Genomic DNA, 15,349 nt, shown 5'->3' on the forward strand with positions numbered 1-15,349 from the left:
GTAGGCCTACTCAGGCCTTTCTTCCCGGCGCTGCCGAGACTCATGGCATGACAACACCAGTGCCCTCGAAGACCACCACCGCATTCTTCCTGCAGTCCGCGGTCTCATTCGGGGTCGCGGTGGTCGGCCTCGGTATCGGCATCGCCTATCTGCCGGTCAACCAGTGGATGCGGGCCTTTCTCGGCATCGGCCTGCTCTACACCGTCACGTCGGCGTTCACCCTTGCCAAGTGCGTCCGGGACCACCAGGAGTCCACGGCGGTGGTTCAGCGGGTCGGCCAGGCCCGCCTCGACAAGCTGCTCACCGATCACGACCCGTACCGCGCGTGATTTCGCCCTGTTTGTGACGCCCGGGAGCGCTCCCCGGGCGTTGTCGTATGGAAGATCGGCTACGTCACACCCGCCATGACTAGGCCAGACGGCTATCTGGCTGTATGGTTCAGCGCAACGCAGCGACCTTGAACACAGCGTTATGTCCGTCGCGCTCGATCGAGTGATCTAGACCACTCTCGGCGCGCGCCGATATGCCCGATCCGGGGCTATCGTGCCGCTTTCCAGTCGTGCTATTTCTTAGGCACGACTTAAGAATGCTAAAGGTAACCACGACGGCACGCCGGAGGGTTTCACTCACCCGGCGAACCGTGGCATGCTTCGACCGGAAAACAGTTACGCAAGGTTGCGGGTGACATACCGTGCGCCGATCTTGACGGCATTGCCGAGAATGAATCGCGCCCGGTTTCTCGCAGGACATTTGCAGTCGATAGTAAGGAGCGGAATCACCAACCGAGCATTCACGCCGAAAAGCTCCGACAGGCCTGAGGCCGCGTCGACTGACGGATGTCGACTGATCCGGGAGGATTCCCCGTACATGAACATGCAAGACAACTCTTCGACCCCCGTGACCCGCAGCGCGTTACGCCGCACGAGTGTGGGCATCGTCGCCGCGGCGCTGCTCGCCGGCGGCGCCCTGAGCGCCTGCAAGAACCCGACGGAGACCGGCTCGGCTCCCCGCCCGACGGCCAGTCCCGTCAGCGGCAAGCCGTCCGCCTCGACCAGCGTCTCGCCGGTCGCCTCCGCGTCGGCCTCCGCGTCGGCCTCGCCGTCCAAGAGCGCCTCGACGAGCACCAAGCCGCCCGCGCCCGGTGGTAACGGCGGAGGCGTGCCGCCGACCTACACGGTCGCCGGCTACCCGGCCGCGCACAACACCGGCTACCCGCAGGGCCTGGCCGGCGACACCCGCAAGAAGGTGACGCTGACGCCGTACACCGGCCCGATGACCATCACGGTCGCCGGCACGGTCATCGACGGCAAGGACATCAACGGCCATATCGAGATCAAGGCCAAGAACGTGACGATCCGCAACAGCCGGATCCGCGTGGCCAACGTCCAGGCCGTCACGTCCACCGACGACAACGCGAACCTGCGCATCGAGGACACCGAGATCGACGGCCAGCTCAAGGACGCCTCGACCGGTGGCATCGCCCTCATCGGCCGGACCGGCTTCACCCTCCTGCGGGTCAACGCCCACGGCTCCGGCGACATCCTGCGCATCGACGGTCGCGGCACGGTCCAGGACTCCTGGCTGCACGACCCGGGCGGCACCGGCTCCGCCCAGCACAACGACGTCATCCAGTCGACGAACGCCGTCTACATCCGGATCCTGCACAACCGCCTGGAGAACCAGCACACCCAGACGTCGTGCATCCTGCTCAAGGCCGACATCGGTTCGATCAGCGACGTCATCGTCGACAGCAACCTGATGAACGGCGGCGGCTACTCGTTCTACTGGTACGACGCCAACTACAAGATCACCAACGGCAAGGTCACGAACAACAAGTTCATGCGCCAGTCGGGCGGTGGCTTCTGGCCCAAGGGCGGCTACTACGGCACCCAGGCCTTCCAGGCGTCGCAGCTCCCCTCGTGGAGCAACAACACCTGGAACGACAGCGGCCAGCAGATCAACATGTGACGTAGCGGGACCATCAGGTAGGGGCGCGGCGCCGATCTCGGCACCGCGCCCCTACCTTTTCGCGCTCCCTTTCGCGCTCCCTTTCGCGCTCCTTTTCGCGCTCCCCGGCCCCCTCACCGTGATCACGGAAAGCGGTCTGCCACCGACCGCGCGGGAATCGCGTCACGCCCAGGGTGCTGCGGCGCACGCTTGCCACAGTGATCGCGGAACTTCGGTGGCGCCCCGGGCCCAGTCGATTTCCGTGAGCGCGGGAAGCGGTTGCGAGCGGGGCGCGTTGGAGACGTCTGCGGGGGCGGGGCGCCTGGAGACCGTCGCGCCACGGCGGGCGTGGGGCGCCACGCGTCACAGCGAGGAAGCCGGCGCCCGCACGGGGAGAAGGTTCCCCCGGGACGGCAGGGGTGGAGCGGTCAGCCGGCGCTCTGCGGGACCGTTGACCTGGACGATGACCTGGTCAGCTGTTGTTCTGCAGGCCGTTGACCTGGACGAAGACCTGGTCAGCTGGCGTTCTGGAGGCCGTTGACCTGGACGAAGACCTGGTCAGCTGGCGTTCTGGAGGCCGTTGACCTGGACGACGACCGACTCTGCGGCGGCGACGGCCTCGGCGGCGACGAGCACCTCGATCGCGGCCATCGGCTCGGCGGCGGCGAGGGTCTCCATCGCGGTGCGGCGGCAGCGGCGGCGGGCCGGTTGCGGGGCCGTGGCGACGACCGGCATGCTCCCGGCCACCCGCATCACCCTGGCGACCAGGCCGATCTTCGAAGCGAGACCCGCCCCGACGATGGACCGCCCCGACAGGCGGCGGCCGTTGAACGCGCCCTCCGTCGGGCGGCCGGCCTTCGCGTCCTCGACCGCCGCAGACCCCACGCCGACCGCGGAAACCGCGCCGACTGCGGAGGCCGCGCTCATCCCGGAACCCGCCGCAACAGACCCCATGCCCGGCGCGGGCTCGGAGGCGAACGCGACGGCGACGGCCGGCTGGGCGGCGGCGGCGAGAGCGGCGCGCTTGCGCAGCCGGCCGGCCAGGCCGAGCAGCGGGGCGCCGGCCAGGAAGAGCAGTGCGGCCGCGGCGACCAGGGTCAGCGGCAGCCACGACGAGTCGGCGATCGCCTCGCCGCCGAAGTGGCCGAGCAGTGCGCCGTAGGAGGCCCAGAGCGTGGCGGCGACCACGTCATACGTGAAGAAGCGGCGGGTCGACACGCCGTTGCGGCCGGCGTAGATCGCGGTGATCATGCGGCCCGCGGGCACGAAGCGGCACAGGAGCACGGCCAGGAAGATGTGCTTGCGCATGGCTTCGTTGAGGCGCAGCGTGATCGCCCGGGGCTTGCGGCGGCGGGTGAGGCGCTGCGGGGTGTCGGCGTCGCGGCGGGCCAGACGGCGGCCGAGCAGGAAGGCGAGCAGGTCGCCGGAGACCGCGCCGAGGGCACCCGCGGCGACGAGGAGCAGCAGCTCGACGTGGCCGGTGGTGGACAGGATGCCGCCGCCGATCATCAGGGCCTGCGCGGGGACGACCGGGATGAACGCGTCGACGGTGAGGAGGATCAGGATCGTGGCATAAAGAACCCCGGGCGCCGCCACCAGGTCCATGACCGCGTCTACCATGTCCCGCTCACCATGGTCCGCCCCCTACCCCGTTGTCAGTCGACCATTCCCCGTTGACCATGGCAACACGAATGCACCCGACTCCATGCCCAACTGGAGATGATTGTGTCCGGCGTCTCCTTAGAAACCGCTGAGAACACGCATACCCGCAGGTAGGACGTCACGGTTAGGTCAGCCGATGGTCTCGTCCAGGTAACACCAGCGCCAGAACTCGCCGGGCTCGATCGACTGCATGACCGGGTGGTGGGTGGTGAGGAAGTGCTGGGTGGCGTGCCTGCGCGGGGAGGAGTCGCAGCACGCGACATGTCCGCAGGTGAGGCACTGTCGCAGGTGGACCCAGTCGGAGAAGCCCATGGCGATGCATTCCGGACATCCCTCGACGTCGGGGGCGTCCATCTTCTCCGCCGCTTCGATGTGCGCGCAGGTCACAGATCTCCTCGCTCCAGCAGTGACTCTTCCAGGTCCATGTCCCGCTGCGCCTGGCGCAGCGTCTCCTCAGGGATCTTGCCGGTGTCGCGGGCGCTCCGGAAGACCTCCCGTTCGGCGTTCAGCATCTCGCGTCGCAGGCGGGCGTACGCGGCGGACGGCGTTTCCCGGTCGGACCGGCCGAGGCGCTCCCAGGCAAGGTTGGAGCGGCTGAGCGCGACCTGCCGCAGCCGCTCGACCACGCCGTCGGGCGCGTCCTCGGCGACCTCCTCCAGGCGGGCCTTGCCGGCGCGGCTCGCCTCGTGCTGCACCGACGCCTCCGCGAGCGCGTCCTCCTTCTCGTCGTCGCCGGGCACCTTCAGCCAGCGGGCGACGGTCGGCAGGGTGGCGCCCTGCAGGACCAGCGTCGCCACGATCACACCGAAGGCCAGGATCACGAACAGCCCGCGCGGATAGTCGTCCGCCTGGATGCTCGCCGGCAGGGACAGCGCGGCCGCGAGAGTGACCGCACCCCGCATACCCGCCCAGGAGATGACGGCGGCCGCGGCGGACGCCGGGGCGGGATCGCGGCGGCGGACACGTGGGATGAGCCGGGCGAGGTACACCGTGGGGAACAGCCACACGATCCGGGTGACGATCACGACGCCGACGACCGCGCCGAGGCAGCCCATGACGAACCAGAACGACCGCTGCTCCACCTGCTCGATGAGCGCCCGGATCTGCAGGCCGACGAGGAGGAAGACCGCCCCTTCGAGCAGGAACTTCACCATTCGCCAGAAAGCGTCCATCTGCAGCCGCGATGCGGCGGACATCAGGGTCGGCATCCTGTGGCCGAGGGCGAGCCCGCAGACGACGACCGCGACGACGCCGGACGCGTGGATCCGCTCCGCCGGCAGGAAGACGAGCCAGGGGGTGAGCAGCGACATCGCGTTGTCGATGAGCGGGTTCTCGATGCGCTTGTGTATGTAGCCCAGAACAATGCCGCCGACGACGCCGATGCCGACGCCACCGACGACCGCGATCGTGGCCGCCTGGGTGATCGACCAGGCGTCGACGGCCTCGCCGACTGCGGCGGCGACCGCGACCCGCAGGGTGACGAGCGCGGTCGCGTCGTTGACGAGGCTCTCGCCCTCCAGGACGGTGACGATCCGCCGCGGCAGGCCGATGCGCCTGGCGACCGCGGTCGCCGCGACCGCGTCCGGCGGCGCGACGACGGCACCGAGCGCGAAGCACATCGCGAGTGGCACCTTCGGCAGGAGCATGTGCAGCGTCAGGCCCACGGCGGCGGCGGTGAAGAGGACCAGTCCGACCGCGAGCAACAGGATCGGGCGCAGATTGAAGCGGAACGCGGGAACCGAGGTCTCCAGCGCTGCCACGTACAAGATGGGCGGGAGGATGCCGAGCAGCACCACCTCCGGGTCCAGCTCGACCTCCAGGACGCCGGGGATGAAGGAGATCCCGATGCCGACCAGGACCAGCAGGATGGGTGACAGCACACCGATGCGGCGGGCCACCACTGAGGTGGCGACGACGACCGCGATCAGTCCGACGATGTTCTCGAGCCCGTGCACGCGCGAAAGCCTATCCAGCGGTAGGACGCAACAGGAGTGTGGTGACGTCGACCACTGCGACTGAGACACTGCACCCGCACGTGCAGCGAGCCGTCAGGTAGGGAAGGATCGTCCCCATGTGTGCCGCGCGACAACTACCCGCATCCGTGGCAGGGGTGTGAGCATGGCCGACGTCGGCACGACGATCGACCTTCGCAACCGGCGGCTGGGCCTGCGCACCGGCGAGCGCATCCGGGTGCTGCTCATCGAGGACGATCCCGGCGACGCCTTCCTGGTCCAGGAACTGCTCGCGGAGGCGGACGCGCCGTTCGACGTGCAGGTCGCGCAGACGATGCGGGAGGCTCGCCCGCTGCTGCGTGAGGTGCACTGCGTGCTGCTCGACCTCGGGCTGCCCGACGCGAGCGGGCTGGACGGGCTGCGGCAGGTGCTGCAGGACGCGGGGCGGGTCGCGGTGTGCGTGCTCACCGGCCTGGAGGACGAGCACCTGGGCACCGCAGCGGTCGCCGAGGGCGCACAGGACTACCTGGTCAAGGGTGCGGTCGACGGCACGGGGCTGTCCCGCGCCGTGCGATACGCCGTTGAGCGCAAGCGCGCCGACGAGCAGGCCCGGCTGCTGCGCGAGTCGGAGCTGCGGCAGGCGGAGTCGGCCCGCCTCGAGCGCGGGCTGCTGCCCAAGCCGATCATGGCCGGGGTCGAGGCCGACCTGTGGTCCATCTACCGGCCCGGCCGCGACCGGGGGCTGCTCGGCGGCGACTTCTTCGACGCGATCGGCGCCGACGGCACCCACCTGCACCTGCTGATCGGCGACGTGTGCGGCCACGGCGTGGACGAGGCCCCGCTCGGGGTGGCGCTGCGGGTCGCGTGGCGGGCCCTGGTGCTGGCCGGCGTGCCCGAGGACCACATCCTGGACTCCCTGGAGCAGGTGCTGGTGAGCGAGCGGCGCTCCGACGAGCTGTTCGCCACCGTCGCGGTCGCCACGGTCAACCTGGCCGAGGGCACCGCCCGGATCCGGCTGGCCGGCCACCCGCCGCCGATCGTGATCGCCGGGGACCGCGTCGAGCCGGTCGACGTGCGGCCGGGTCTCGTGCTCGGCGTGATGCCAGGTGTACCCCGTCCCGCCACCGAGGTGCGCCTCGGCGAGCCGGGCTGGCAGCTGCTGCTGTACACCGACGGCCTGATCGAAGGCGCCGCCACTCCTGACGCGTCCGGCGGGGAGCGCCTGGGCATCGAGGGCATCGTCGAGGTCCTCAACGACCCGGGCCGCGCGCAGCCCCGCGACCTGCCGGCCTGGCTCGCGGCGCAGGCGGAGGGCCACAACGGCGGGCCGCTGTCCGATGACATCGCCGTACTGCTGCTGGACCCGAGGAGTACGGGATGAATCCCACCAAGTGGTCGCTCTGGCGCCGCATCATCGCGCTGTGCGCGGTGGTCGCCGGCCTGCTCGGGCTCATCGCGGTGAGCGCCACCGTCACGGCCGGGGCCAACCGGGCCGACACGACGAAGGTGATGGACCGGCTCACGCCGGCGCTGGTCAACACCGAGCAGCTGTACGCGCAGCTACTGCGCCAGCAGACCAGCGCCCGCACGTTCCTGCTGACCGGCAAGGAGAGCGACCTCGACACCTACAAGACCGCCCAGCAGCTGGAGACGGAGATCCTCGCCGACTCGGAGCGGCTGCTGTCCGACGAGCCCGACCTGCTCGCCACCGTCCACGACATCGCGGCGGCAACGTCCCGGTACCGGCGGGAGATCACCGAGCCGCTGATCGCGCAGACCCGCCGTGACGGGCCGAGCGCGGAGCGTGCCACGCCGACGGACACCTCCAGGGCCGTCTACACCGCCGCCTCCGACCGGATCAACGAGCTGCGCACCGCGCTGAGCACCCGGCGCAACGTCGTTGCCGCCCAGGTCCGCTCCACCGGCAACACGCTGATCCTGCTGCTCGTCTTCGCCGGCATCGTGATCATCGTCGCCGGCACGGCCCTCGCGCTGCTGTTGCGGCGGCTGGTGACGCAGCCGGTCACCGAGCTGGCCGCCGAGGTGCGCATCGTCGCGGCCGGCAACTACGACCACGAGATCACCGGCGGCGGTCCCCCGGAGCTGGCGGCCCTGGCCGCCGACGTCGACACGATGCGCCGCCGGATCAACACCGAGCTGCAGGACGTCGTGGAGGCGCGCCGGCTGGTCGAGGAGGCCAACCGGATGCTCGAGCAGCAGGCCGCCGAGCTGACCAGGTCCAACCGCGACCTCGAGCAGTTCGCCTACGTCGCGTCCCACGACCTGCAGGAGCCGCTGCGCAAGGTCGCCTCCTTCTGCCAGCTACTGCAGCGGCGGTACGCGGCGCAGCTCGACGAGCGGGCGGATCAGTACATCGCCTTCGCCGTCGACGGCGCGCAGCGCATGCAACGGCTGATCAACGACCTGCTCGCCTTCTCCCGCATCGGCAGGCTCACCAGCGGCTTCAACGACATCGACCTGAACGCGGTGGTCGTCGACGCCGCAGAGCAGTTCGAGTCGCAGCGCGAGACGACCGGCGCCGAGATCACCTTCACCGAGCTGCCCGTGGTGCGGGGCGAGGAGCCGCTGCTCGGCGCGCTGTTCGGCAACCTGATCGGCAACGCCCTGAAGTTCCGGCACCCCGACCGCACGCCGCGCATCATCATCGACAGCCAGCGCGTCGGCGACGAGTACGAGATCAGCGTGGAGGACAACGGGATCGGCATCGAACCCGAGTTCGCCGACAAGGTCTTCGTCATCTTCCAGCGGCTGCACGCGAAGGACGCCTACCCGGGGACAGGCATCGGGCTCGCGATCGCGAAGAAGATCGTCGAATACCACGGCGGCAGGATCTGGATCGACCCGTCGCAGACCGAAGGTACGCTGTTCCGGTTCACGCTCCCCGTGCCTGTACTCGAGGACGCCGACGACGCCGCCGCCCCCTTGCTTGAGGAGTCCGTTTCATGACCGCACCCCGGGAATCGTCCCTGCCGATCGAGGTGCTCCTGGTCGAGGACGACCCGGGTGACGTGCTGATGACGCAGGAGGCGTTCGAGGAGCACAAGGTCCGCAACAAGCTCAACGTCGTCTCCGACGGCGAGGAGGCGCTGTCCTACCTGCGCCGGGAGGGGCCGCACGCGGACGCGCCGCGCCCCGACCTGATCCTGCTGGACCTCAACCTGCCGCGGGTCGACGGCCGGCAGGTCCTCCAGGCCATCAAGGAGGACCCCGACCTGCGCCGCATCCCGGTCGTGGTGCTGACCACGTCGGGCGCCGACGAGGACATCCTGCGCAGCTACTCCCTGCACGCCAACGCCTATGTGACGAAGCCGGTCGACTTCGACAGCTTCATCGCCGTGGTACGGCAGATCGACGAATTCTTCGTGAGCGTGGTGAAGCTTCCCCCGCGAGGGTGAGCCTTCCCGTTTCTCCAGCACTGCTGCACTTTGCGCCGTTGAACTATTGCGCCGCTGAACTTTGCGCCGCTGACCGGCCGGGTCTGCTCGTTCACCCGGCCGGTCCTGCCGTTTTCAGGCCGTGTGGGCCACCTTGGCGACCTTGGCCAGCAGGAGCGCCTCGGCGACGCAGACCCGCTCGAACTCGCCGAGGTGCAGGCTCTCGTTGGGCCCGTGCGCCCTGGTGCTCGGGTCCTCCACGCCGGTGACCAGGATCGCCGCCTTGGGGAACAGCTCCTGGAACGTCGCGATGAACGGGATCGACCCGCCGACGCCCATGTCGACCGGCGTCACGCCGTCCCACGCCTCGGTGAACGCCTGCCGCGCCGCCTCGAACACGGGCCCGGTCGCGTCGATCACGCACGGCTCGCCGAGCTGCTCAAGGGTCACGGTGAGCTTCGCGCCCCACGGTACGTGCCGCTCCAGGTGGGCGATCATCGTGTCGTACACCCGCTGCGCCGAGTCACCGGGCGCGATCCGCACACTGAACTTGGCCTTCGCGACCGGGATCAGCGCGTTGGGCGCGCCCTCGGTCGGCGGGGCGTCGATGCCGAGGATCGAGATCGCCGGCCGGGTCCACAGCCGCTCGACCAGCCGGCCGCTGCCGATGAACTCGACGCCGTCGAGCATCCCGGCCTCCTCGCGGAACCGGTCCTCGGGGTAGTCCAGCGGCGCCGACGCCGTGCTGACGAGCCCCTCGACGGCGACATCACCCGCATCGTCGTGCAGCGTCGAGATCAGCCGCGACAACGTGATCAACGCATCTGGTACGGCGCCGCCGAACATGCCGCTGTGCACGGCCTGCTCCAGCACCCGCACCTCGAAGAACCCGTTGACGATGCCACGCAGCCCCGTCGTCAACGCCGGCTGACCGACGTCCCAGTTGCCCGAGTCGGCGATCACGATCACGTCGGACGCAAGCTCGTCACGGTGCTCGCGCAGCAGGTCCTCCAGCGACTCGGAGCCGAACTCCTCCTCGCCCTCGATGAACAGCACCACGCCGACCGGCAGATCCTCGCCGAACGCCCGCAGCGCCGCGATGTGCGCCATGACGCCGGCCTTGTCGTCGGCGGTGCCGCGCCCGTACAGGCGGCCGTCGCGCTCCTGCGGCTCGAACGGCTCACTCAGCCACTGCGAGCGGTCACCGATCGGCTGGACGTCGTGGTGCGCGTACAGCAGCACCGTCGGCGCTCCGGGCGGCGCCGGCCGGCGGCCCAGCACCGCGGGCTGCCCACCCTTACGGACCAGCCGCACGTCCGGGATCCCCGCGCCACGCAGCAGCTCCGCAACCGCCTCGGCGGAGCGCTCGACGTGGCTGTGGTCGAACCCGGTGAACGCAATCCCCGGGATACGAACCAGCCGCTCCAGGTCGGCGCGGACCCCTGGCATCTCCCGCCGGATCGCGGCGCGGAGCTCTTCGTCGGTGAGCACAGTCATACCCGGAACTTACTGCGCCGCCGACCCGTCCGTGCCGCCGGACCCGTTTCCTGCCCCGGAACTCACCGCGCCGCCGGACCGTTCCTGCCCCGGACCCGCTGCGTCGCTGGACCTGTTCCTACCCGGGGACACACTGCCCCGCCAGCCCATCCGCGCCACCGGACCCGTTTCCTGCCCCGGAACTCACCGCGCCGCCGGACCCGTCCGTGTCGCCGGGCCCGTCCCAACCTCGGGACACATTGCGCCGCCAGCCCATTTGCGTCGCCGGCCCCGTCCGTGCCGCCGGCCCGTCCCAACCCCGGGACACACTGCGCCGCCAGCCCATTCGCGCCGCCGGACCCGCCCCTGCCCGGAACCCACCGCGTCGCCGGCCCCGTCCGTGCCGCCGGCCCGTCCCAACCCCGGGACACACTGCGCCGCCAGCCCATTCGCGCCGCCGGACCCGCCCCTGCCCGGGACACACTGCGCCGCCGGCCCATTCGCGCCGCCGGACCTGTCCCTATCCCGAACTCACTGCGCCGGCGGGCTGTCCGGGCCGTCGGAGCCGTTTCCGCGCATCCAGCCACGCACTCGGCCGGCACCGGCGCCGACCCAGTCGCCGACCTCCGACGCCCCGTCGCCGAGCTTGCGCAGCAGCGCCACCAGCGGGTCCTGCGACCGCGAGAACGCCTCCCGGTATGACGCGGCCGCCGCCTTGATCTCCTCGCTGACCGAAGCGTCCCCGTCGTCGGTACGGCGCGGGTACTCCCCACCGAGGATCCGCTGATACTCCCCGCTGTCGATCCACGCCCGCACCTCGGCCGCCCGCGCCACCGGCATCGGGTGCGACCGCGCCGTCACCATCCGGATCTTGATCAGGCTGTCCCGCAGGTCACCCGCGCGCTCGAACTCGGCGGCCTGCTCCAGGAACGCGGTCGTGTCCACCTCCGACAGATCCCCGCCGCCGGCCAGCTTCATCGACAGCCGCAGCGACGCCGCCGGGTCCTGGCAGGCCAGCAGCCCGGCCCGGTCCGCGGACAGCTCCGCCTTGCGCCACCATTCCATCAGCGCGGCCACGATCGCCCGCAGCACCATCGACCCGACCGGCAGCCACGCGAGCCGCACCGCCCAGTCCGTCAGGATCATCACCATCGTCCGGTACACGGCGTGCCCGCTGACCAGGTGCCCGAGCTCGTGCCCGAGCAGGCAGCGCAGCTCCTCGTCGTCGAGCAGCTCCAGGCAGCCCCGGTTGATCACGATGAACGGCTTCGACATGCCGATGCACATGCCGTTGATCGAGCGGCTGCTGTGCACATACAGCTCCGGCAGCTCCGCGATGTCCAGCGACGCCGCGGCCTCCGCCATCAGCCGGTGCACCCGCGGGAACTGCCGGTGGTCGACGCGGATCGCGTTGCCGAGGAACTCCAGCCTCCAGGCCCGCTCATTCCACAACGCGTGCAACGACTTCAGCGCGTCGTCGAACCCGCGCAGCTCGCGCAGCGCCACCAGGGCGCCCCTGTCCGCGGGGTGCTCCCACGCCCGGGAACTGATCCCGGTCAGCACCACCCGCCGTCGTTGCACGTCGTTCGTGGTCATCCGCTCCGCCTCCCCGTCGCACCCGGATCACGTCCGGCCGCCTCCCGGATCGTCCCGCACCTGCGCAACCGCCGTCTACCCGCCCGCAAGGATGAAGTACTCATTCTGCGGATCGTGCTCCTCCCCCGGCGCCCCGTCGACGTGCACGTCGACGGCCCGCAACGCCGTGCCGTCCCCGAAGAACCGGTCCTCCTCCGCCATCCACCGCTCCCACTGCGGCCGCAACGCCTCACCGTCCCGGATCAGCCCCCGCTCCAGCCGCAGCGCCTCGGGCGCGTGCACGCACACCGCCAGCGTCAGGTCCTGCGCCCCGGCGCTGCCGACCCCCTCCACGACCAGCACGTCCGGCCGCCGCAGCGGCTCCCACTCCTCACGCAGGCGCTCCGCGGCCCAGTCATATCGCCGGTACCGCGCGTCGCCGCCCTCCTTGAACGGCCCGAACACCCACCGCTCCAACCTCGGCCGCCATGCCATCAGCTCCGCCCACCCGTCGAGGAAGTCATCGGTGTGCAGCTCGGCGACGTCCACACCGGCGTGCCGCAACGCCCGCGACAACCGCCCCGCGAACGTGGTCTTCCCCGACCCGGCCCGCCCGTCGACAGCTACGAGCCGCACGTCCCCCAGCCATGCCTCCCTGCCGAGGACCTCCTTCGCCAGCCCGTCATACGTCCCCACCCGCACCCCGCCCACGCTCATCGCACCCCCCGCACGGCTGTGGACGCCGGTGGCACCGGCGCAGCAGGACGCAGAGCGGGCACGACCGTCGGCAGCCCGGCGGGGGCGCCGCCCTCGATGAGGCGCCACAGGGCCTCCGTGTCGAGGTGCTCCTCGACCAGGTCGCCCAGCACGTCCACGGTCCGCTCCCGCAGCGCGGCGAACGACGTGTCCGGCGCGACCTCGAACCCGTGCCGCCCGGCGAGACGTGCCGCCTCGACCAGGAACGCGCGGCGGAACCCGTCGGTCTCGAACGCCCCGTGCCAGTGCGTGCCGAACACGTTGCCCACCACCGCCCCCTCCCCCGTGCCGTCGGCCAGCCGGATCAACGGCGTCAGGCCGTCCGCCGCCCGGCTCACCACTCCGTGGTGGATCTCATAACCGTGCACCGGCTGCGATCCGAGCCCGGTCCCCGTCACCCGCCCGAGTGTCTTGCGGGCGGCGAACGTGACCTCGACCGGCAGCAGCCCCAGCCCCTGCACCGCACCGCGGCGGCTCTCCACGTCGTCGAAGATCCGCTCGGACAGCATCTGGAACCCGCCGCAGATGCCGAGGACCGGCCGGCCCGCCGCCGCGTGGGCCAGCACCGCGTCCGCCAGACCACGCTCCCGCAGCCACCGCAGGTCGTCCACAGTGGACTTGCTGCCGGGCAGCACGACGAGGTCCACGTCGGCAAGGTCGGCCGGCTCGACCGTGAGCCGCACCTGGACTCCCGGCTCCGCGGCGAGCGCCTCGGCATCGGTCGCGTTGGAGACGCGGGGCAGGCGGACGACCGCGACCCGCAGCCACTGCCCGCCGCGCGGCGGGGCCGGCCGGCCGAGGACCCGCCCGTCATAGGCGAGCGAGTCCTCCCCGTCGAGCCAGAGCTCACTGGACCACGGAACCACCCCGAACGTCGGCCGCCCGGTCAGCTCGGTGAGCGAGTCGAGGCCCGGCTGCAGCAGCCCCGAGTCCCCGCGGAACTTGTTGATCACGAAGCCCGAGACGAGAGCCTGATCGTCGGCGTCCAGGAGCGCGAGTGTGCCGTACAACGCGGCGAACACCCCGCCACGGTCGATGTCACCGACCACGATCACCGGCAGGTCTGCCGCGCGGGCCAGGCCCATGTTCGCCAGGTCACCGGCCCGCAGGTTGATCTCCGCCGGGCTCCCCGCACCCTCGCAGATCACCACGTCGTGCTTGGCCTGCAGCTCACGCAGCGTCTCCAGCACCGTCCCGCGCAGCCGGTCCTTGATCTCGTGGTAGTTGCGCGCGCCGATATGCCCGGTGGCCTGCCCGAGGACGACGACCTGACTGGTGCGGTCGGAACCGGGCTTGAGCAGCACCGGGTTGAACCTGACGCTGGGCTCCAGCCCGCACGCATACGCCTGCAGCGCCTGCGCCCGGCCGATCTCACCGCCGTCGACCGCGATCGCCGAGTTGTTGGACATGTTCTGCGCCTTGAACGGTGCGACGTCGACGCCGCGCCTGCGCAGCCAGCGGCAGATCCCGGCCGTGAGCATGCTCTTGCCCGCGTCCGAGGTCGTGCCGGCAACCAGCAGCCCGCTCACTCCGCCACCTCCGCCACGCTCCGGCGCCGCCTGGCGATGCTCCGCCCGGCTCCTGCCCTTGCCGCGCAGGCGAGCCCGAGTGCCGCCGCGCCGACGACCACGGACAGGGTCGCGGCCCGGCGCACGTCACGTGGAGCCGGTGGCCCGCCGTCGCCGAGGTGTGGCCGCTCCTCCACGCGGGACCCGTACACATTGCGGCCTCCCAACCGGATGCCGAGCGCACCGGCGGCGGCCGCCTCGCACTGCCCCGAATTCGGGCTCGGATGCCGCCCTCCGTCGCGCAGCCACACCCGCAGCGCCTCACCGGGCCGCCCGCCGACGACCGGCGCGGCGGCGACCGTCAGCGCCGCCGTCACCCGCGACGGCACGAGGTTGGCCAGGTCGTCGAGGCGGGCCGACGCCGTGCCGAACCTCGCATACCGCGCGGAGCGGTGCCCGACCATCGCGTCGAGCGTGTTGACCGCCCGATACCCGACGATGCCCGGCAGGCCCGCGACCGCGCCCCAGAACAGCGGGCCGACCACGGCATCCGACGTGTTCTCCGCGACGGACTCCACCGTCGCGCGCGCCAGCTCGGGCGCTCCGAGCGCCGACGGGTCCCGCCCGCAGAGATTCGGCAATTGCGCCCGCGCGGACTCCAGGTCGCCGCCGTCGAGCCGGTCGGCCATCACCCGCCCCTCCCGGGCGAGGCTGGCGCCGCCCAGCGCGGCCCAGGTCGCACCGGCGACGAGCACGGTGCGGGCGATCGGCCTGCGCCTCGTCAGCCAGGCCGCCACCGCCGCGAGGGCCACCGGGGCACCCACAGCCACCGCGGTGAACCGCGCTCCCGCCGGCCGCTCGTCGGCATACGTGTGGCGCTCGACCGCCCCCGCGAACCGCCCGAACCCCGCGACAGGGTGCCACCTGCGCGGATCGCCGAACACCGCGTCCAGCACACCGCCCAGCACCATCCCGATCGCGTCGGCTTGGAGTCTTCGATTCACCATGGGCCGGACACTACCGACCCCCACCGACAGTTTTTTGCGACGGCCCGCGGACGCCCTAGCAAGCAGATGGT

The 15,349-nt window shown here is 71.1% G+C and carries 13 protein-coding genes; 5 read left to right on the top strand and 8 right to left on the bottom strand.

Features of this window, described 5'->3' with window-relative positions:
- Window positions 1-47 precede the first annotated feature (47 nt).
- Both OHA72_RS01785 and OHA72_RS01790 read left to right on the top strand, forming a co-directional pair.
- Window positions 48-329 (top strand): YiaA/YiaB family inner membrane protein, encoded by a 282-nt coding sequence (locus OHA72_RS01785; RefSeq protein WP_327006122.1) that lies wholly within the window; start codon window positions 48-50, stop codon window positions 327-329.
- Window positions 330-867: 538 nt separating this feature from the next.
- Window positions 868-1,968 (top strand): hypothetical protein, encoded by a 1,101-nt coding sequence (locus OHA72_RS01790; RefSeq protein ID WP_327006123.1) that lies wholly within the window; start codon window positions 868-870, stop codon window positions 1,966-1,968.
- 537 nt (window positions 1,969-2,505) lie between these two features.
- On the opposite strand, the gene OHA72_RS01795 is transcribed toward OHA72_RS01790, so the two are convergent.
- From OHA72_RS01795 to OHA72_RS01805, 3 genes are all read right to left on the bottom strand, one after another.
- Window positions 2,506-3,567: a DedA family protein gene (locus OHA72_RS01795; RefSeq protein WP_327006124.1), complete on the bottom strand. Its 1,062-nt coding sequence runs from the start codon at window positions 3,565-3,567 to the stop codon at window positions 2,506-2,508.
- Window positions 3,568-3,738: 171 nt separating this feature from the next.
- Window positions 3,739-3,963, bottom strand: a complete 225-nt coding sequence (locus tag OHA72_RS01800) for a UBP-type zinc finger domain-containing protein (protein WP_327011412.1) — start codon at window positions 3,961-3,963, stop codon at window positions 3,739-3,741.
- Between the two features lie 29 nt (window positions 3,964-3,992).
- Window positions 3,993-5,564, bottom strand: coding sequence for a Na+/H+ antiporter (locus OHA72_RS01805; protein ID WP_327006125.1), 1,572 nt, complete (start codon window positions 5,562-5,564; stop codon window positions 3,993-3,995).
- Window positions 5,565-5,727: 163 nt separating this feature from the next.
- Between OHA72_RS01805 and OHA72_RS01810 the strand changes: the two genes are divergently transcribed.
- From OHA72_RS01810 to OHA72_RS01820, 3 genes are read left to right on the top strand one after another with little or no spacing between them, the layout of a single operon-like run.
- Entirely contained in the window at window positions 5,728-6,942 is a 1,215-nt protein-coding gene (locus tag OHA72_RS01810) for a PP2C family protein-serine/threonine phosphatase (RefSeq protein WP_327006126.1), read from the top strand.
- Complete coding sequence (locus tag OHA72_RS01815) at window positions 6,939-8,528, top strand: sensor histidine kinase (RefSeq protein ID WP_327006127.1); 1,590 nt, start codon at window positions 6,939-6,941, stop codon at window positions 8,526-8,528. The genes OHA72_RS01810 and OHA72_RS01815 overlap by 4 nt, the downstream gene beginning before the upstream one ends.
- Complete coding sequence (locus tag OHA72_RS01820; protein WP_327006128.1) at window positions 8,525-8,977, top strand: response regulator; 453 nt, start codon at window positions 8,525-8,527, stop codon at window positions 8,975-8,977. Before OHA72_RS01815 ends, OHA72_RS01820 begins: the two co-directional genes overlap by 4 nt.
- A gap of 114 nt (window positions 8,978-9,091) precedes the next feature.
- Here the strand turns inward: OHA72_RS01820 and OHA72_RS01825 are convergent, their stop codons facing one another.
- The 5 genes from OHA72_RS01825 to OHA72_RS01845 all read right to left on the bottom strand — a co-directional run bounded on the left by OHA72_RS01825 (window position 9,092) and on the right by OHA72_RS01845 (window position 15,278).
- A complete protein-coding gene (locus OHA72_RS01825) occupies window positions 9,092-10,453 on the bottom strand; it encodes a dipeptidase (protein WP_327006129.1) in 1,362 nt (453 codons plus the stop codon).
- A gap of 510 nt (window positions 10,454-10,963) precedes the next feature.
- On the bottom strand, window positions 10,964-12,028 hold the full coding sequence (locus OHA72_RS01830; RefSeq protein ID WP_327006130.1) for a M48 family metallopeptidase: 1,065 nt from the start codon (window positions 12,026-12,028) through the stop codon (window positions 10,964-10,966).
- A gap of 75 nt (window positions 12,029-12,103) precedes the next feature.
- Entirely contained in the window at window positions 12,104-12,724 is a 621-nt protein-coding gene (locus OHA72_RS01835) for a uridine kinase family protein (RefSeq protein ID WP_327006131.1), read from the bottom strand.
- Window positions 12,721-14,244 (bottom strand): cobyric acid synthase, encoded by a 1,524-nt coding sequence (locus OHA72_RS01840; RefSeq protein WP_327011413.1) that lies wholly within the window; start codon window positions 14,242-14,244, stop codon window positions 12,721-12,723. The genes OHA72_RS01835 and OHA72_RS01840 overlap by 4 nt, the downstream gene beginning before the upstream one ends.
- 44 nt (window positions 14,245-14,288) lie before the next feature.
- Complete coding sequence (locus OHA72_RS01845) at window positions 14,289-15,278, bottom strand: cobalamin biosynthesis protein (protein WP_327006132.1); 990 nt, start codon at window positions 15,276-15,278, stop codon at window positions 14,289-14,291.
- Window positions 15,279-15,349: the final 71 nt, after the last annotated feature.

Origin of the sequence: Dactylosporangium sp. NBC_01737 (genome assembly GCF_035963215.1) — a bacterium.
Lineage (GTDB): Bacteria > Actinomycetota > Actinomycetes > Mycobacteriales > Micromonosporaceae > Dactylosporangium.

Bases quoted from the DNA above. Each gene is read 5' to 3' on its own strand.
- OHA72_RS01790 (WP_327006123.1), top strand. From the start codon at position 868: ATGAACATGCAAGACAACTCTTCGACCCCCGTGACCCGCAGCGCGTTA.
- OHA72_RS01785 (WP_327006122.1), top strand. From the start codon at position 48: ATGACAACACCAGTGCCCTCGAAGACCACCACCGCATTCTTCCTGCAG.
- OHA72_RS01825 (WP_327006129.1), bottom strand. From the start codon at position 10,453: ATGACTGTGCTCACCGACGAAGAGCTCCGCGCCGCGATCCGGCGGGAG.
- OHA72_RS01840 (WP_327011413.1), bottom strand. From the start codon at position 14,244: ATGCTCACGGCCGGGATCTGCCGCTGGCTGCGCAGGCGCGGCGTCGAC.
- OHA72_RS01845 (WP_327006132.1), bottom strand. From the start codon at position 15,278: ATGGTGAATCGAAGACTCCAAGCCGACGCGATCGGGATGGTGCTGGGC.
- OHA72_RS01810 (WP_327006126.1), top strand. From the start codon at position 5,728: ATGGCCGACGTCGGCACGACGATCGACCTTCGCAACCGGCGGCTGGGC.
- OHA72_RS01830 (WP_327006130.1), bottom strand. From the start codon at position 12,028: ATGACCACGAACGACGTGCAACGACGGCGGGTGGTGCTGACCGGGATC.
- OHA72_RS01820 (WP_327006128.1), top strand. From the start codon at position 8,525: ATGACCGCACCCCGGGAATCGTCCCTGCCGATCGAGGTGCTCCTGGTC.
- OHA72_RS01815 (WP_327006127.1), top strand. From the start codon at position 6,939: ATGAATCCCACCAAGTGGTCGCTCTGGCGCCGCATCATCGCGCTGTGC.
- OHA72_RS01800 (WP_327011412.1), bottom strand. From the start codon at position 3,963: ATGGACGCCCCCGACGTCGAGGGATGTCCGGAATGCATCGCCATGGGC.
- OHA72_RS01795 (WP_327006124.1), bottom strand. From the start codon at position 3,567: ATGGTAGACGCGGTCATGGACCTGGTGGCGGCGCCCGGGGTTCTTTAT.
- OHA72_RS01835 (WP_327006131.1), bottom strand. From the start codon at position 12,724: ATGAGCGTGGGCGGGGTGCGGGTGGGGACGTATGACGGGCTGGCGAAG.